This window comes from Mesorhizobium sp. WSM4887 (assembly GCF_029625865.1).
Classification (GTDB): Bacteria; Pseudomonadota; Alphaproteobacteria; order Rhizobiales; family Rhizobiaceae; genus Mesorhizobium.
Genome location: NZ_JARTVP010000005.1, coordinates 201,560 through 218,507, shown reverse-complemented (window position 1 = coordinate 218,507; position 16,948 = coordinate 201,560). Strand labels below are relative to the sequence as shown.

The 16,948-nt window shown below is 61.9% G+C and carries 14 protein-coding genes and 1 tRNA gene; 9 read left to right on the top strand and 6 right to left on the bottom strand.

Going from position 1 to position 16,948, the window contains the following annotated elements; all coding sequences use genetic code 11:
* Positions 1 to 305: 305 nt before the first annotated feature.
* Positions 306 to 2,315 carry an AAA family ATPase gene (locus P9230_RS20440; protein ID WP_278120640.1) on the top strand — a complete coding sequence of 670 codons (2,010 nt, stop codon included), beginning with the start codon at positions 306 to 308 and terminating at the stop codon, positions 2,313 to 2,315.
* 75 nt (positions 2,316 to 2,390) lie between these two features.
* Here the strand turns inward: P9230_RS20440 and P9230_RS20435 are convergent, their stop codons facing one another.
* From P9230_RS20435 to P9230_RS20425, 3 genes are all read right to left on the bottom strand, one after another.
* Positions 2,391 to 4,193 (bottom strand): site-specific integrase, encoded by a 1,803-nt coding sequence (locus P9230_RS20435; protein WP_347404005.1) that lies wholly within the window; start codon positions 4,191 to 4,193, stop codon positions 2,391 to 2,393.
* Between the two features lie 113 nt (positions 4,194 to 4,306).
* Positions 4,307 to 4,381: transfer RNA gene (locus P9230_RS20430), tRNA-Gln, on the bottom strand.
* Positions 4,382 to 4,552: 171 nt separating this feature from the next.
* On the bottom strand, positions 4,553 to 4,897 hold the full coding sequence (locus P9230_RS20425; protein ID WP_067327899.1) for a VOC family protein: 345 nt from the start codon (positions 4,895 to 4,897) through the stop codon (positions 4,553 to 4,555).
* A 218-nt stretch (positions 4,898 to 5,115) separates the two neighbouring features.
* Between P9230_RS20425 and ppdK the strand changes: the two genes are divergently transcribed.
* The 3 genes from ppdK to P9230_RS20410 all read left to right on the top strand — a co-directional run bounded on the left by ppdK (position 5,116) and on the right by P9230_RS20410 (position 9,924).
* Positions 5,116 to 7,800, top strand: a complete 2,685-nt coding sequence (gene ppdK, locus P9230_RS20420) for a pyruvate, phosphate dikinase (RefSeq protein ID WP_095800265.1) — start codon at positions 5,116 to 5,118, stop codon at positions 7,798 to 7,800.
* Between the two features lie 406 nt (positions 7,801 to 8,206).
* Positions 8,207 to 9,025 carry a glycosyltransferase family 9 protein gene (locus P9230_RS20415; protein WP_245322292.1) on the top strand — a complete coding sequence of 273 codons (819 nt, stop codon included), beginning with the start codon at positions 8,207 to 8,209 and terminating at the stop codon, positions 9,023 to 9,025.
* Positions 9,026 to 9,177: 152 nt separating this feature from the next.
* The gene (locus tag P9230_RS20410) at positions 9,178 to 9,924 is read left to right on the top strand and encodes a polysaccharide deacetylase family protein (protein ID WP_170950236.1); all 747 of its coding nucleotides are present in this window, start codon (positions 9,178 to 9,180) and stop codon (positions 9,922 to 9,924) included.
* Positions 9,925 to 10,001: 77 nt separating this feature from the next.
* Here P9230_RS20410 and P9230_RS20405 read toward each other — a convergent pair whose 3' ends face one another.
* Positions 10,002 to 10,391 carry a DUF427 domain-containing protein gene (locus tag P9230_RS20405; protein ID WP_095800264.1) on the bottom strand — a complete coding sequence of 130 codons (390 nt, stop codon included), beginning with the start codon at positions 10,389 to 10,391 and terminating at the stop codon, positions 10,002 to 10,004.
* Positions 10,392 to 10,544: 153 nt separating this feature from the next.
* Positions 10,545 to 10,901 carry a hypothetical protein gene (locus P9230_RS20400; protein WP_095813733.1) on the bottom strand — a complete coding sequence of 119 codons (357 nt, stop codon included), beginning with the start codon at positions 10,899 to 10,901 and terminating at the stop codon, positions 10,545 to 10,547.
* A gap of 196 nt (positions 10,902 to 11,097) precedes the next feature.
* On the opposite strand from P9230_RS20400, the gene P9230_RS20395 reads away from it, so the two are divergent.
* Together P9230_RS20395 and P9230_RS20390 are read left to right on the top strand one after the other, a co-directional pair.
* Positions 11,098 to 12,726, top strand: coding sequence for a fatty-acid--CoA ligase (locus P9230_RS20395; protein ID WP_095800263.1), 1,629 nt, complete (start codon positions 11,098 to 11,100; stop codon positions 12,724 to 12,726).
* 79 nt (positions 12,727 to 12,805) lie between these two features.
* Positions 12,806 to 13,591, top strand: a complete 786-nt coding sequence (locus tag P9230_RS20390; RefSeq protein ID WP_127246381.1) for a DUF1499 domain-containing protein — start codon at positions 12,806 to 12,808, stop codon at positions 13,589 to 13,591.
* A gap of 1 nt (position 13,592) precedes the next feature.
* Here the strand turns inward: P9230_RS20390 and P9230_RS20385 are convergent, their stop codons facing one another.
* The gene (locus P9230_RS20385) at positions 13,593 to 14,501 is read right to left on the bottom strand and encodes an MBL fold metallo-hydrolase (protein ID WP_067327904.1); all 909 of its coding nucleotides are present in this window, start codon (positions 14,499 to 14,501) and stop codon (positions 13,593 to 13,595) included.
* 201 nt (positions 14,502 to 14,702) lie between these two features.
* On the opposite strand from P9230_RS20385, the gene P9230_RS20380 reads away from it, so the two are divergent.
* From P9230_RS20380 to rfbC, 3 genes are all read left to right on the top strand, one after another.
* Positions 14,703 to 15,293 carry a biotin transporter BioY gene (locus P9230_RS20380; protein ID WP_127246380.1) on the top strand — a complete coding sequence of 197 codons (591 nt, stop codon included), beginning with the start codon at positions 14,703 to 14,705 and terminating at the stop codon, positions 15,291 to 15,293.
* 214 nt (positions 15,294 to 15,507) lie between these two features.
* Positions 15,508 to 16,398: a glucose-1-phosphate thymidylyltransferase RfbA gene (rfbA, locus tag P9230_RS20375; protein ID WP_067327906.1), complete on the top strand. Its 891-nt coding sequence runs from the start codon at positions 15,508 to 15,510 to the stop codon at positions 16,396 to 16,398.
* Positions 16,391 to 16,945 (top strand): dTDP-4-dehydrorhamnose 3,5-epimerase, encoded by a 555-nt coding sequence (rfbC, locus tag P9230_RS20370; protein WP_067327907.1) that lies wholly within the window; start codon positions 16,391 to 16,393, stop codon positions 16,943 to 16,945. The genes rfbA and rfbC overlap by 8 nt, the downstream gene beginning before the upstream one ends.
* Positions 16,946 to 16,948 lie beyond the last annotated feature (3 nt).

Sequence of the window (16,948 nt, the reverse complement as noted above, 5' to 3'; positions counted from 1 at the left end):
CGGATTTGGACCATCCCACCCTGAGGCAATATGTTGGTCTGTGCGTTGTCGCCGTCTTGGAAGACGCTGGATTTAGCGTGACGAGGCCGAGGGTTAGGATTGCCCGGGATCCGGTGTTCGGGGTAGGCGCGCTGTTCAGCCGCGAGAGCACCAAAGACAGTAAGCCTCACGCATCCCTTCTTCAACGTTTCGTGGATGCCCTCACGATGGAAGAGTTGAAGGAGGCCGAGACTCTGATTCATGCACGGTTAACGCTGCTCTCGCCGGCGCCGCGATCTGCGCGACGTTCTTAGAGGCGTCCGCAAGTGGAGAAGCTTACTAGAAAGTACCGGCCACAAACCTATCCCGAAGTGGTGGGGCAGGACGAAGCCATCCGCCACCTCCTTCCGCTCGTCCGGCGTCAAGAACCTCATCACTTTCTGTTTTCCGGCGGAAGCGGGACAGGCAAGACGTCGTTGGCGTTGATGACGGCGCGCGCCTATCGTTGTGACGAGAACCGCGGCTTGCCGCTCCCCTGCTTGAAGTGCGAATCGTGCAAGACCGGAGGTGCCTGGCAGGGCATCGAGGTATATTCAGCGTCCGGCTTGTCGATGTCGGACCTGGATGAAATCATCGATCTGGCGCCGTCGGGTGGCTGGGGCAAGATCAAGTTTGTCTTCATCGATGAAGCGCATGCGCTGAAAGAAGACAAGCAGGATCGGCTACTAACCGTCCTTGAAAAAGTCGGCTCCTGCAGCTTTATGTTCGCCACCGACCGACCCGAAAAAATAGCTGGGCGCGTGCTTGATCGGGTCAAACACATCCAGCTTCGTCCGCTGGATACCGAAGCCAGCATCCGGCATCTCCGAGATGTCTGCGCGAAAGAAGGTCTGGAGTACGACGATGATGCGCTGAGTCTCCTCGCCGACTTATCCGACGGCAGTGCCCGCAAACACCTTCAAGCGTTGGACGATGTGGCCGGCGTCGGCGAGCGGATAACGACTTCCCTGGTGAGGACCACGCTAAATCTCGACAGGCTGAAAGTTTATGTACCGGTTCTCGAGTCATTGCTCGAAGGAGACCTAGCAAGGGCAGTCGCCGAATTGAACGGCTTCCAGGAGACGGCCGCCACACAGGCCGAATCACTGCGAGATCTCATCATACAGATCTTCGAAAACATGGAATTGCGGCTCACTCGCCCCAAACTCGGCATCATCGGCGTAGCCCGCGCCACCCGCGCGTCGATCGCTGACGCCATCAAAATGATCGCTGAGAAGAAGGGCGTCGAGGCGGCCCATGTATATCACCACCTTTCGAGTCAATTAGAAGCGGAGGGGTTTGCAAAGATAACGGACAGCTGGCTTAGGAACCGGCTGATCGGTCTAAAAACCTTCCTCCATTCGTCGGCGCCGCTGCAACAATCTCGGCCGGCTCGCTCCAGACTGCCTGGTCGTGCCTTGAAGCAGGCGCGGGGCAGAGGGTCCGCTGACAAGAAGGCATACCTTCCAAAGAGCAAGATTGCCTCGATTTTGGATGCCGCATCCTTCCTCGCGCAAACGCAAGGAAGGCTGTTGAATTTCAGGCTCGTTTTCTTGCACGACAGGCTTCAGCTGGATCAGGCACAAGGCACTGATCTTGTCGCCGCTTGCCTGCATGAACTCGGAATGAGGATAAAAAATTGGAGCAGGGGCAGGGACATCCTGCACTACATCTACCTCCATCAGGTCAGCGGCAAGCTTGGTTTTACCACCACGGTAGCAGGCGCAATTCCCGACACTTTCACGCGGGAGGTCGCCGAATGGATCAACGGATTTCTTAGTAAATTCCCAGGTCTTTACGAGTCATCCCAAGGGGTCCGACTCAAGTTTGACCGCATTGTCGATGCCGACGCATGTCTTCGCCAACATTGGCGCTTTTTGCGTAGCCTTTGTCGGAATCTCGATCCAGACCTGAAGGTGGACACGCATGATGGGCCCAAGGCCATCGTCGATCTGCTTGGCATTCCTGAGAGGCAGCGTGAGCCATTAGGCGCCTTAGCCGTGTCACAGCCGGTTCGGATTTCGACGTCCCTAACGTCTGCGATGCGTACTGAAATTCTGTCCACGCTATCCGCATTTCGCGACGGCGCATACAGTCAAATGCCGTCTGGCTGGGAACTGTTAGAGTATGGCGACCGGCGCGCCGTTTTGAAAAACTTCGAGAGCCGGGTGCGCCTCATAAGCGAGGAGTTCCTGAACGACCCCCATTTGCGTGATCACGAGCTCCACCTCCTCAAGAAAGAGCTGTCGAGCGATCCGCACCTTCGAGAGCGCACCTGGACGATGTGGCGTACCTGATGGGGCTGCACTCTGCTTCACCCACCACTTCGCCCGGTGGGAGCGAGATGATCCAACAGTTGCGGTTAACTTCGGTCAGCTCTTGGCCCCCTTAGCGATCGATCGTCTGCGCGTCCGATACTGAAGTTTTGGGCGCACGAAAGTCTGAACATTCGCCCCATTTTCCAGAAGGGCTACTATGTCGAAGCCGATATCGATCGAATTGATAGCTGACTGAAGCTGTGCCAATGCCGACGCCTTGACGTAACGGCTCGTCTCGCCTGGCGTCGAATGCCCAGTCACATGGTCCAGCACGGCGCGTTCGATGCCTGCTTGGTGCATCGAGGTGCTAGCCGAATGGCGAAAGGAATGGAAATCCAGACCTTTGCGGTACACGCCTATGTCCCGGCGATACCGGGTAAACCACTTCGAGAAGGAATGCCCAAGGCGATTGTCTGCACCGCCCGGCTTCAAATTTGGGAATAGTCGCACCTGTCGAGATTTGCGGCACTGGTCCACATATTCCAGAAAGCCGAGCCTAATCAGTGTGGCGTGCAGAGGCACTTGCCGGGCCGCATTGGCATTCTTCAGCATCCGAGGCGGCTTATCGTTGATATCGAAGAAGGTGATGCCATCGGCTTCCTTGACATCTTCTATATGCAACTGAGCGATCTCTTCCTGACGCATTCCTGAAAAAATCGCGATCAAGGGAAGCCAGTAGCGCTCGTCCTTGAGGACTAGCGACCCAGGCTCGGACCGACGTAGCTCCGACTTGCAGCCCGTGTAGAGAGGAGACGAAAACAGGATCTCCAATTCAGGAGCAGTCCACATGTCTCGCTGTTCCGAGGCCTTCTTCGAAGAGCCAAAGCGGAAGCCGCTGAATATGTTCTGACTGACGGCTCCCGCCGAGAGACCCGATCCCCAAAGACCGCTGAGAGCGGAAAAATGTCTTTTGACCGTCCGCTGAGTGATTGGCTGAACGTCCCTTGTTTTGGCTTGGGCCTCGGCAATCTTCAGGATTTCGTCGACCGATCGATTTCGGTAAGCGGGCGCCTTCGAGTAATCCCACGGCAGGCGCTGGATCTTTTTGCGGAACTCGTCGGCATCTCCCCGAGTGTAGTCCTGAAGCGGTTTATTGCCACAAACCTCGGCAAACAGGCGGTAGGTGGCCCGAGCCTGTCCTGCCGTTTGATGATCCCAAATTTTGACCGCGATCTGGTCAGAACGAAATGCCTCCGCAATTTCTGAGAAACTCGGACCGCCACTTGCCACTAGCGGAGAGGGCGTCACCTGAGGGGCCAGGACTTGGCTTGGTGGTCCCACCGGCGCGGCGCTGGCCCCGCCTAGGGCATCCTTGAGAAGTCGGTCTTGAGGGTCGCGATTGAAGTCGCCGTCCTGGCGTGCCCGCAACTCACTTATAATGTCGATACTAGCCCGCAGGATCGCTTGGCGGATCTGATTGAACTCGCCTGGTCGGAGGTCGGCCTCGGCCAGATTGCTGCGCGCCATCACCACCTGCGCCGCCGGACTGGCTTTCTCGAAATCGTTTTTCCGCAGAGCGTCACGCTGCTCGGCGAGCGTCTGATCGAGATAGTTCGACCGCGCTCGGTGCTCCTCCTCGGACCAGGGCTGTTCCGGGAATAGCCGGCGATGGTCGTCAATCGTAAGGGTCAGCTGATAAAAGTCTTTCACCAGCCGGGCAATTTGATCGGATGAGAGCATGGAGGCGGCGGCCGCAAAAAGTCCTTCAGAATGCCGATAGAGCAAATCAGCACGCATTCTGGCAGAGGCCACGGCATTTGTGGATAGGCTCCGGACCAGTTCAGAACGTCCAATCCGAGATCGCAGGGGTGAGGGTACCACTCGCCGAAAATGAAACACGCCACCTCGTCGGATCACGTTGAGGAGGCGGCGTCCTCGACCGGATTTGTAGCAGTCAATTGTAGCAAGGGGGTGTGCATGCCTGTCTTCGGATGAAGAAAGGGAGTTGGAACAATCGCTTAGAGATTTGTTGGCTGGGGCGCCAGGATTCGAACCTGGGAATGTCGGTACCAAAAACCGATGCCTTACCACTTGGCGACGCCCCAGCAGCCGGGCGGTGCCCGCTGCGCGCGGCCTTATAGGACGAGCCGGTCGAAAGCTCAATGCTTGGACCGCTGACATCCAAAGTAATCTTGCCGCATGTCTGCGCCGGCGGATTGCCGCCGCGTTCGGGCGTAATCTGGAGGGGAGATCGATCCGGCGACCGGAATTGCGGGCTATTCGCCCCACACGGCCAACTCGTTGCCGGCCGGGTCGGTGAAGTGGAACCGCCTGCCGCCTGGGAAGGAAAAGATCGGCCTGATGATGCTGCCTCCGGCATTCTCAACGGCCTCCAGCGTCTCCTCCAGGTTTTCGGAATAGAGCACGGGCAGCGGTCTGGCGGGCGCTTCGCCCGCAGCGGCCTGGAAGCCGCCGTCGAGCCCCTCGGCAAAAGCGGAGTAAGTTGGCCCGTAATCGGTGAAAGACCAGGAAAACGCCGCGCTGTAGAAGGATTTGACGCTGTCCAGCGTGCCGCCGGTGGCCGGAAGTTCCAGATAGTCGAGTTTTCCCTCGAGTTTCATCGCGCTACTCCACTTTGTTCTTGTTGTGTTCTATCTCGCGCAACTCACACCGGCAAGTCTTTTTGACGCAGCTTTTGCTTAATCGATTGTAGTCGCGGCGCTTGCTTTGCCGGCGCTTGCCTTTCGCAATGCAGCATCTTATCGCTCGGATCGGAAGGGCGGGGACCGGGGCCTTGGCCCGGGTGTTGTCTATCTTCCAAGGGACCTGGAGGGCATGCATGACCAAGTGGGTTTACACCTTCGGCGACGGTGCCGCTGAAGGCCGAGCCGGTGATCGCAACCTGCTCGGCGGCAAGGGCGCCAACCTTGCCGAGATGTGCAGCCTCGGCCTGCCGGTGCCGCCGGGCTTCACCATCACCACTGAAGTCTGCAATGCCTATTACGCCAACGGCCGCACCTATCCGACATCGCTTGAAGCGGATGTCCTTGCGGCGCTCGACCATATCGGCAGGCTCACCGGCCGCAATTTCGGCGATCCGTCGAAGCTGCTTCTGGTCTCGGTGCGCTCCGGCGCCCGCGCTTCGATGCCAGGCATGATGGATACCGTGCTCAATCTCGGCCTCAACGACGAGACGGTCGAGGCGCTTGCCGCCGATTCCGGCGATGCCCGCTTTGCCTATGACAGTTACCGCCGCTTCATCCAGATGTATTCCGACGTCGTCATGGGCCTCGATCACGAGGTTTTCGAGGAAATTCTCGAGGACCAGAAGGCGAGCCTCGGCCATGAGCTCGACACCGAGCTGACGGCCATCGAATGGCAGGGTGTGATCGCGCTCTACAAGGCCAAGGTCGAGGAGGAGCTCGGCAAGCCGTTCCCGCAGGACCCGCGCGAGCAACTCTGGGGCGCCATCGGCGCCGTGTTTTCGAGCTGGATGAACAACCGCGCCATCACCTACCGTCGCCTGCACGACATCCCGGAAAGCTGGGGCACGGCGGTCAACGTCCAGGCCATGGTGTTCGGCAATATGGGCGACACCTCCGCCACCGGCGTTGCCTTCACCCGCAATCCCTCGACCGGCGAAAAGCAGCTCTATGGCGAATTCCTGGTCAATGCGCAGGGCGAGGACGTGGTGGCCGGCATCCGCACGCCGCAGAACATAACCGAGGCCGCGCGCATCGCTGCGGGCTCTGACAAGCCCTCGCTGCAGAAACTGATGCCGGAAGCTTTCCAGTCCTTCGTCGATATTTCCGACCGGCTGGAGAAGCATTACCGCGACATGCAGGACCTCGAATTCACCATCGAGCGCGGCAAATTGTGGATGCTGCAGACCCGCTCCGGCAAGCGTACCGCCAAGGCGGCGCTCAGGATTGCCGTCGAGATGGCGAAAGACGGGCTGATCACGAAAGAGGAGGCGGTTGCCCGCATCGATCCGGCCTCGCTCGACCAGCTCCTGCATCCGACCATCGATCCCAAGGCGGCGCGCGACGTCATCGGCGTCGGCCTGCCGGCCTCGCCGGGCGCGGCCACCGGCGAGATCGTCTTCTCCTCCGGTGAGGCCGAGGATGCCAAGGCGCAAGGCCGCAAGGTCATTCTCGTGCGCGTCGAGACCAGCCCGGAGGACATCCACGGCATGCATGCCGCCGAAGGCATCCTCACCACGCGCGGCGGCATGACCAGTCATGCCGCCGTGGTGGCGCGCGGCATGGGCAAGCCCTGCGTCTCGGGCGCCGGCTCGCTGCGAGTCGACTACAAGGCCGGCACGCTGATCTCGATGGGCCAGACCTTCCGCAAGGGTGACATCATCACCATCGACGGCGGCAACGGCCAGGTACTGAAGGGCGCCGTCGCCATGCTGCAGCCGGAGCTGTCCGGCGACTTCGCCGCCATCATGGAATGGGCCGATGCCGCGCGCCGCATGAAGGTGCGCACCAATGCCGAGACGCCGCTCGACGCGCGCATGGCGCGCTCCTTCGGCGCCGAAGGCATTGGCCTTTGCCGCACCGAGCACATGTTCTTCGAAGGTGACCGCATTATCGCCATGCGCGAGATGATCCTGGCCGACACCGAGAAGGACAGGCGCTCGGCGCTCGACAAGCTTCTGCCGATGCAGCGTTCGGATTTCCTCGAGCTGTTCGAGATCATGGCGGGCTTGCCGGTGACGATCCGCCTGCTGGACCCGCCGTTGCACGAATTCCTGCCCAAGACCGACGCCGAGCTCGCCGAGGTCGCGACCGCCATGAATGTGCCGGCGGACAAGCTCAGGCAGCGTACCGAGGCGCTGCATGAGTTCAATCCGATGCTCGGGCATCGCGGCTGCCGTCTGGCGGTCTCCTATCCCGAGATCGCCGAGATGCAGGCACGCGCCATTTTCGAGGCGGCGGTTCAGGCCGGCCACAAGGCCGGCGCGCTGGTGGTGCCCGAAATCATGGTGCCGCTGGTCGGCCTCGTGAAGGAGCTGCAATACGTCAAGGCGCGCATCGATGCGGTCGCGCAAAGCGTCATGCAGGAGACCGGCACCAAGATCGACTATCTTACCGGCACCATGATCGAGCTGCCGCGCGCAGCCATCCGCGCCCATGTCATTGCCGAAGCGGCCGAGTTCTTCTCCTTCGGCACCAACGATCTGACCCAGACGACTTTCGGCATCTCGCGCGACGATGCGGCCTCCTTCCTTGAAACCTACCGGCAGAAAGGTATCATCGAACAGGATCCGTTCGTTTCGCTGGACATCGACGGTGTCGGCGAACTGGTGCGGATTGCGGCGGAAAAGGGCAAGGGAACACGACCCGACATCAAGCTCGGCATTTGCGGCGAGCATGGCGGCGACCCGGCCTCGATCCGCTTCTGCGAAGAGGTCGGCCTCGACTATGTGTCATGCTCGCCTTACCGCGTACCGATTGCCCGGCTGGCTGCGGCCCAGGCGGCCGTGGAGGCCGCGAAGGGAAGAGCCAAGCGCGCCTGAACGGCGCGCTCCATCTTACGATTTCGTATGGAAACTCACGCGAACGTGCGCGCGCTGGTTCTCAATCTCGACATCGTTCCTGGGCAGTTTCTGGTTCCGAATTACTCGGGGCGTGAAACAAATGTTGCAGATTTCCCCCACCTCTTTCCGATCGATCCTGATCATGCAGACCAAGTTCATAGGCGACATCGTGCTTGCCTCTGCCTTGGCGAAGAACCTTCAGCTCGAATATCCAGGTGTGAAGGTCGTGTTCCTGTGCGATGCCAGGTTTGCTGGATTTCTAACAGCGCATGGCATCGCAGCGGAGGTCGTTTCGTTCAGCCGTGCCGGCATGCGCGGCACGCCGCTCCAGCGCGGGCGCGAGCTTGTCCGGGTTGTGCGAACTTTGCGGCGGCACCGCTTCGACATGGTCATCGACATCACCGATTCCAAGACTTCGCGGCTGGTGTCCGGATTGGTTCGTGCCCCGATTCGTGTCGGCCACTATCCGACGGAGCGACCTCTGCGCTGGCTTGAGCGCCAGCCTGCCAATGTCAGGATGAAGCCGTACGGATTCGGCGAAAAACATTATCTCTTCCGCTATTTGTCGCCGCTCGAGGTGCTCGGCGTCGACCTGCGCGTCAGGGCACCGGCTATCCGTCCGCTGCCCTTCGAAACGACGCAAGCGCTCGCCTTGCTGAGCAAGCATCATTTGCGGCCAAATGCCTTCGTGGCGGTGCATGCGGGGGCGAGCTTCATCGGGCGTCGCTGGCAGCCGGAGCGCTTTGCGGCCGCGATCGAACGGATATCGTCCGAAACTGGCCTGGACGCTGTGCTGATCGGCGGCCCTGATGAGCACGAGGCGGCGGACAAGATCGTGGCGGCAGCGAAAACGCCGGTCGTCAATCTGGTCGGCACGCTCTCGCTCGAAACGTTGCTGGCGCTGCTCAAGGAGGCCAGGTTATTCCTCGGCAATGAGAGTGGCCCGATGCATATGGCGGCCGCAGCCGGCACTCCGGTCGTTGGTCTGTTCGGCCGGACCAATCCTGTTCGATGGGGCCCGGTCGGGGTCCCCAGCATCTCGTTGCGCCCCTCCATGCCCTGCGATTGCGTCGGCGGCGACCTGTGCCGTCGGACCGATTCGAGCAAGGCATGCTGTGTCTGGCGCCTTGAAGTGGATTCCGTGGTCGAGGCGGTGCGCGAACTTTTGGCGCGTACCGACGTGGCGCTTGAGCAGGCGGTCTAGCTCAAGTCTGCTAAAGGCGTGTTGAGCTTTTACAGCTACTCTCCATGCAAATTGTCGCGCGGTGGCTTTTCGGATGCGAACCGTTCCGATTTTCGCCTAGATGCGCGTCTTGTTGACGCCATATTGCGGTTGAGCGGCTTGACGGGCCGGGCATGGGAATGACGGGTTTGCTTCAAAAATCTCTTTGCGCGATCGCGCTATCGCTTGTCGTGGTCTCGGCTGGCAATGCCGGGACGCTGGTCGAACCGACGTTGCATCTGACGCCGCAAGGCGGCGGTGGCCGTGTCGCGCTCACGCTGGACGCCTGCGGCGGGAAGACCGATACGCGCATTCTTTCGGCCCTGGTCGAAAACAAAATTCCCGCGACTATCTTCGTCACCGGCATCTGGCTGAAGCGCAACGCCGCCGCTGTCGGGATCATGCGCGCGCATCCTGATCTGTTCGAACTGGAAAACCACGGTGGCCGCCACATCCCGGCGGTCGACACGCCCCGCAAGATCTACGGCATCAGCAGTGCCGGCAGTCCTGATGCCGTTCAGGCCGAGGTCGAGTCGGGTGCCGCGGCGCTTGCGAGCGCCGGCGGCCCGCCGCCGAAATGGTTTCGCGGCGCCACCGCCGAATACAGCCCGTCGGCGATCGCCATGATCCGCAAGCTGGGCTTCAAGGTCGCGGGCTTTTCCGTCAATGGCGACGGCGGCTCACTGCTCGGCGCCAAGGAAACCGCCCGGCGCATCGCCGCTGCCAAGGATGGCGACGTCATCATCGCTCACATCAACCAGCCGACCCATGCCGCGGGCGAGGGTGTCGTCCAGGGCCTGCTCGCCCTGAAGCAGAAGGGCCTGACCTTCGTTCGGCTGGACGACGCCGACGACGTCGGCAACGACGGCACCACGGATTGATCGGTGGCGGAGGTTGATGACGACGGCTGGGAGGCTCAGCGACCTCGGAGATCCGCGATGCTTTCCGCCGCAGTCTATCACTCCGGCTTAGTCTCGACCGTCACCTTGCTCGTATAGAACGCGCCGTGATCGCGGATCTCGACCACTTCGTCGAAAGGCTGCTCATAGGCCCACATCGCGTCCCTGCCGCTGTCGCCGGCCGGCAGCACGCTCCAATAGCTCGCGTTGCCCTTGTAGGGACAATGCGTCGAATGCTCGGTCCTGGCGAGCTTACTGAGATCGATATCGTCGAAGGGAATATAGAAAACCGCCGGGTAGGGCGGTTCCGACAAGAGCCTGGCCCGGGTAGACCGGGCGATGACGACGTCGCCGGCGCTGACCGTGACGGTGCCGCGATAAGGCTCGATCGTTATCACCTTGTCGGGATTGCGCTGAAAGCCGGGGGCGGGGTTGGCACGCTTGTCCAAGACGGGTCTCATCGGCAGTTTGAGGAAGGTGCGTGGCGGTTTTTCCGTTCGGAACCGCTTCTCGTCCGTCAAAGGTGGATCGGCCCGACGCCTCGCGCAAGGCGGCGCGATGACGCGTCGCGTGCAGCGAAATAATGTTCTAACCGCCGACAGTCAGGCGGCGGCCTTGAATGCGTCCATGAGGCCGGCATAGGCGGCAGCGATGCCGGCGACCGGATTGCTGCTTCTCGCCGCTGTCTCGACCTTCAGCGCGCCGCCGGCGGTCGGCAGCGTGAGCAGCAGGAACTGGCGGTTACCGCCGTCGCCGACGCTTGCGGCGGCGACATACTGGCCTTCTCCATCATTCTCGACGCACATCTTGAACAGCAGCGTTCCGCCGACGGCCTCCAGCGCGCCGCCGACGACTTCGGCAAATTCATCGTCGGAAACGGTTTTGGAGTCCGGCGTCAGATCGTCCAGACTTTCGGCAAGCGTGCTTTCGAGGGCTTTTTCATCGAGCTGCACGTCCATGCGAATCTCTCCATTCGCCAATCTCACCCAGCCCATTAATGAACCTTAACGGCGACGATGGCCGGATTATGGCGGGTTTCACGGGTCATTCCGCCCATCCGACCGCCTTGGACTTATGGTGGCTGGACAATCCGCCGGATCATTCCACAATGCGTGAAACAATGACGCGAAAGCGCGAAAAAGGGGAGGAGCCGAGATGCTCGGACTGATGCAGGAATGGCCGCTGCTCTGCCATAAGCTGATCGATCACGCCGAACGCCAGCACGGCGGGCGCGAGGTCGTGTCGCGCTCGATCGAAGGCCCGATCGTGCGCACCACCTTTGCCGACATCCGTCATCGGGCGCTCAAAGTAGCGCAGCGGCTGGAGCGTGACAGCTTCGGGCTCGGCGACCGCATCGCAACGCTTGCCTGGAACACCGCCCGCCACATCGAGGCCTGGTACGGCACCATGGGGATCGGCGCGATCTACCACACGCTCAATCCGCGCCTGTTTCCCGAACAGATCGCCTGGATCATGAACGACGCCGAGGACAAGGCGATCTTCGTCGATCTGACCTTCGTGCCGCTGCTGGAAAAGATCGCCGGCCAGGTCAGGTCGCTCAGGCAGGTGATCGTGCTGACCGACCAGGCGCATATGCCGCAAACCTCGTTGCCGAACGCTGTCGCCTATGAGGAATGGCTTGCCGAGGCCGACGGCGCCTTCGCCTGGAAGACATTCGACGAGAACACGGCTGCCGGCATGTGCTACACGTCGGGCACGACCGGCGATCCGAAGGGCGTCGTCTACAGCCATCGCTCGAACGTGCTGCACGCCATGATGGCCGCCATGCCCGATGCCATGGGCGTTTCGACGCGCGACGTCGTCCTGCCCGTCGTGCCGATGTTCCATGCCAATGCCTGGGGACTCGGTCAGGCCGCGCCGATGATCGGGGCCAAGCTGGTGATGCCAGGCTGCAAGATGGATGGCGCCTCGATCTACGAATTGCTCGACTCCGAAAAGGTAACTTTCAGCGCCGCTGTGCCGACGGTATGGATGATGCTGCTGCAATATCTCGAGGAGACCGGCAAAAAGCTGCCTTATCTCAACAAGGTCGTCATCGGCGGTTCCTCCTGCCCGCGCGCCATCACCGCCAAGTTCCAGGACAAATACGCGGTTGAGGTGGTGCATGCCTGGGGCATGACCGAAATGTCGCCACTCGGCACGTTGTGCACCATGAAGCCGGAATATGAAGGGCTGACCGGCGATGCCAGGCTCGATATCCAGGGCAAGCAGGGCCACCCGCCCTTCGGCGTTGAAATGAAGGTGACAGACGACGAGAACAACGCGCTGCCCTGGGACGGCAAGACCTTCGGGCGACTGAAAGTTCGCGGCCCGGCGGTCGCGCGCGCCTATTACGGCGGCGTCGGCGCCGAGCAGTTCGACGCCGAGGGCTGGTTCGACACCGGCGACGTCGCCCATATCGACGCCAGCGGCTATATGCAGATCACCGACCGCGCCAAGGATGTCATCAAATCGGGCGGCGAGTGGATCTCCACCATCGATCTGGAGAACCTGGCCGTCGGACATCCCGATGTGGCGGAGGCGGCCGCCATCGGCGTGCCGCACTCCAAATGGGGCGAGCGCCCCCTGCTGGTGGTCGTGCGCAAGCCGGGCAAGGAGCCGAGCAAGAGCGATATCCTGACCTTCATGAGCGGCAAGGTGGCCAAGTGGTGGATGCCCGACGACGTCGCCTTCGTCGGCGAGATTCCCCACACGGCGACGGGCAAGATCCAGAAGACCACCTTGCGCCAGCAATTCAAGGAGTATCGGCTGCCGACGGATTGAGGATTGTTAAATCTTTCGGCTTCAAGGCTGGCGCAAAAAGCTCTAAGTCTCGATGCGGACTGGGGTAATGCGGCAGACGATGGCTACAATTCCTGAACGGCAGACGTCGAGGGCGGCCGGCTGGTCGCGGCGGATCGGGGCATTCTCGCTCGTCCTTTTGCTGACCGTCGTTGCCGGCTACCGGCTCGACTTTGTCGACACCCCGCCTTTCCTGTGGGTGCTGGCGCTCGTTGCGCTGCTTGCGGCGCTCGCGCTGCTGCTCGCCGGGCTTGCACTGTCGAGGCTGTGGAATTTCGGCGACCGCGGCGGCCGCGATCTCAGCGTCGGTGCCCTGCTGGCAGTGCTGGTGCTTGCGCCTTTCGGTGTCGCCGCCTACTGGGCGACCATCTATCCGCCGCTGCGCGACATTTCGACCGACGTCGACGACCCGCCGGCGCTCGACACCAGCGACCGGACAAGCGACATGACCGCGCTGTCACCGCCGACGCCCGGCGAGCAGAGCCTGCAGGCGGAAGCATATCCGCTGGTTAGCGGGCGGAGCTACAACCTGCCCTTCGAAACCGTGGTCGATGCTGTCGAGACCGTGCTCGACCGGCGGGACTGGCAGCTGACCGCGCCCTATCCCGACATCAACGGCCAGAGCGAGGCGACGATCACCGCGGTCGCCAGGGGCTTGGTGCTCGGCCTGCCGGCAGATGTGGCCATCCGCGTCGCCGACGACGGCGATTCGGTCGTCGTCGACATGCGTTCGGCCTCGCGCTACGGGCGTCATGACTTGGGCGACAATGCCGACCGTATCACCGATTTCCTCGCCGAGCTCGATCAGGAGGTCGCCGGCCAAGTCGGCGCGGCGCCGGCCGAGTGAGTCAACCGGCAGGCCTGAAAATCCCGTCGATCGCCGGGTCGCCTTCGCTGGCGACGAGACCGCGGGCCACCAGGTCCTCGAGATGCGCGAGAACCGAAAGGCCGGCTGCTCCGTGCAGCCGCGGGTCGGTGTCGCGATAGATCGCCGCGACCATCTCCTTGATGGTTCGGTCGCCGCTCAGGATGCGTTCCAGGATCGCCTGCTCGCGTATCTTGCGATGAGTCTTCAGCCCGCGCATGAAGCTGCGCGGCGCGGTCACCGGTCCGCCATGGCCGGGCAACAGCAGGCGGTCGTCGCGCTCGATCAGCCGGTCGAGCGATTTCATATAGTCGGCCATCGCCCCGTCGGGCGGCGCCACGATGGATGTGGCCCAGGCCATGACATGGTCGGCCGAAAACAGGATGCCTGTCCCCTCCAGCGCAAAGGCCGCGTGGTTGGCGGTATGCCCTGGCGTCAGCACGGTGCGGATCGCCCAGCCGTCGCCATGGGTAAGGCTGCCGTCCGCCAGCGCAATGTCGGGCACGAAGCCCAAATCGGCACTGGCATCCAGCGGATTGATCTCGCCGATGCGCAGCCGCCGCGCCGGCCGATGCGGGCCCTCGGCGAGCACGGGAGCGCCCGTGCGTTCTTTCAGCCGCGCCGCGAGCCGCGAATGATCGCGGTGGGTATGGCTGACGAAGATATGGCTGACCGGCCTGCCGCCTATTGCCGTGAGCAGCGTTCCGAGATGCTCATCGTCGTCCGGACCTGGATCGATCACTGCCAGCGTGTCGCGGCCGACGAGGTAGCTGTTGGTGCCGTGGAAGGTGAACGGGCTCGGGTTCCTGGCCGTGACGCGCTGGACGTCCGGAGCGACCGTGACCGCCTGGCCATAGGCAGGATCGAAGCGTGCGTCGAATTCAAGTGTCATGCCGGGTCCTGCTGCTCGCGGCAAAATGATTGCCGCATCCTGCCGAAGCCAATATAGGAAAATCAATGCATGTCGCCCAAAACTGCGCAGCAGTCTTGGGAGAACGACACGCATCAGGACGAAATCTTGAAGCGCGCCGCCTGAACTCGTTTCTCCGCGACGCGCCTCAAACACAGCAAATCAGCCACGATGGGGAAGACCATGGCAACTGCAACCACGATGCGCCCGCTCGTTTCTCTCGCTCTGCCCGACCAGGGCGCGGCCCGGCTTGCCAGCCAGCTCTTTCTGGCGCTTGCAGGAACCCTCCTGCTCACCCTGTCGGCGAAGACGAAAGTGGTGTTGGGTCCGGTCGACATCTCGCTGCAGACGCTTGCGGTGCTGCTGATCGCCTCGGCCTTCGGCATGCGTCTTGCCGTCGCGACGCTCCTTCTCTACCTCGCCGAGGGCGCTTTTGGTTTGCCGGTGTTCCAGGGCACGCCGGAAAAGGGCCTCGGCATCGCTTATATGATGGGCTCCACCGGCGGCTACCTTGCCGGCTTCGTGGTGATGGCGGCGATCGCCGGCTGGGCCGCCGACCGCGGCTGGGACCGCCACCCCTGCAAGCTGTTCGGCGCCATGCTTGCCGCCGAGATCGTCATGATGACGATGGGCTTTGCCTGGCTGGCGGCGCTCATCGGACCGGAAAAGTCCTGGCAGTTCGGCGTCGCGCCGTTCATCGCCGGCGACCTGATCAAGGTGGCGCTGGCCGCGAGCCTCGTGCCGGCGGTCTGGGCGCTGCTCAAGCGCTCCTGATCGCGACCAAATGACAAAGGGCCGGTGGGCGCTTGGCGCCGGCCCCTTTTGCGGCACAGCCGGATTCGCTCGAAATCGCCGCATGCCGGATGTAGAAAGCAGTGAAATAGCGTCGGGAAGAAATCAAGCCGACAATTGACAAGCCAGTGCCCGAAACATAAGCACGGGCAACTTGGCGTCGAGGCGGGGGCCGCGGTAGTTCAAGGAGAGCTTGTTGAAAGGAATTATCCTTGCCGGCGGCAGCGGAACACGCCTCTATCCCCTAACATTAGCGGTTTCTAAGCAAATACTGCCGATCTACGACAAGCCCATGATCTACTACCCGCTGAGCGTGCTGATGCTAGCGGGAATCCGCCAGATTCTGGTCATATCAACTCCGCGTGACTTGCCGGTCTTTCAGGCTTTGCTGGGCGACGGTTCCGAATTCGGTGTGGAGCTTTCCTATGCCGAGCAGCCTCAGCCGAATGGTCTAGCCGAGGCTTTCATCATCGGCCGCGACTTCATCGGCAGGGACAGTGTGTCGATGATCCTCGGCGACAACATCTATTTTGGCGGCGGCCTGTCGCAACTCTGCCGCGAGGCAGCGACGCGCGATGGCGGCGCCTCGGTCTTCGCCTACTATGTCGACGATCCGGAGCGTTATGGCGTGGTCTCCTTCGACAAGGTCACCGGCAAGGCCTTGACGATCGAGGAGAAGCCGCAAAAGCCGAAGTCCAACTGGGCCGTGACCGGTCTATATTTCTACGACAATGATGTCGTCGACATTGCCTCCACGATCCGCCCTTCGGCGCGCGGCGAGCTCGAGATCACGGCGATCAACAATGTCTATCTCGAGCGTGGTGAATTGCATGTCCGCCGCCTCGGAAGGGGTTACGCCTGGCTGGACACCGGCACGCATGACAGCCTGCTCGAAGCAGCGTCTTTCGTGCGCACCATCGAGCATCGCCAAGGCATCAAGATCGCCTGCCCGGAGGAGATAGCGCTGGAGCAGGGTTGGCTCGACGCTGAAAAGGTTCTGGAGCGCGCCGCGCGGCTGGGCAAGAATGAATACGCTGCCTATCTGCGCAAGCGGGCCGCCGACCTGACGGAGGAACGGTTTGCTTGAGGTCAGGCCGCTCGGCCTCGACGGCGTGCTGGAGATCGTGCCCAAGCGGCACGGCGACGCGCGCGGTTTTTTCAGCGAGACCTGGAATGCCGGGCGTTTCGCCGAGGCCGGCATCGATCTCGCCTTCGTGCAGGACAACCACTCCTATTCCGCGGCCGCCGGCGTGCTGCGCGGACTGCACTACCAGTTGCTGCCGCGCGCCCAGGATAAGCTGCTGCGCGTGATAAGCGGCAGCGTCTTCGATGTCGCGGTCGACATCCGCCGTTCCTCGGCGACGTTCGGCAAGTGGGTGGCGCTGGAAATATCGGCTGAGAAGGGCAACCAGATCCTGGTGCCGAAAGGGTTTGCGCACGGCTTCGTCACGCTCGTTCCGCACACGGAAGTGCTGTACAAGGTGACCGACACCTATTCGCCCGGGCATGACAGGTCGATCCGCTTCGACGATCCCGAAATCGGCATCGAATGGCCGGCGATCCCAGGCGGATTCCAGCTTTCGGACAAGGATCGCAAGGCGCCTCTGCTCGCCACGGCGGAGGTGTTTGCGTGAGAG

Bases quoted from the DNA above. Each gene is read 5' to 3' on its own strand.
- P9230_RS20385 (WP_067327904.1), bottom strand. From the start codon at position 14,501: ATGACACTTGAATTCGACGCACGCTTCGATCCTGCCTATGGCCAGGCG.
- P9230_RS20380 (WP_127246380.1), top strand. From the start codon at position 14,703: ATGGCAACTGCAACCACGATGCGCCCGCTCGTTTCTCTCGCTCTGCCC.
- P9230_RS20415 (WP_245322292.1), top strand. From the start codon at position 8,207: ATGGTCATCGACATCACCGATTCCAAGACTTCGCGGCTGGTGTCCGGA.
- ppdK (WP_095800265.1), top strand. From the start codon at position 5,116: ATGACCAAGTGGGTTTACACCTTCGGCGACGGTGCCGCTGAAGGCCGA.
- P9230_RS20410 (WP_170950236.1), top strand. From the start codon at position 9,178: ATGGGAATGACGGGTTTGCTTCAAAAATCTCTTTGCGCGATCGCGCTA.
- P9230_RS20400 (WP_095813733.1), bottom strand. From the start codon at position 10,901: ATGGACGTGCAGCTCGATGAAAAAGCCCTCGAAAGCACGCTTGCCGAA.
- P9230_RS20395 (WP_095800263.1), top strand. From the start codon at position 11,098: ATGCTCGGACTGATGCAGGAATGGCCGCTGCTCTGCCATAAGCTGATC.
- P9230_RS20390 (WP_127246381.1), top strand. From the start codon at position 12,806: ATGGCTACAATTCCTGAACGGCAGACGTCGAGGGCGGCCGGCTGGTCG.
- P9230_RS20425 (WP_067327899.1), bottom strand. From the start codon at position 4,897: ATGAAACTCGAGGGAAAACTCGACTATCTGGAACTTCCGGCCACCGGC.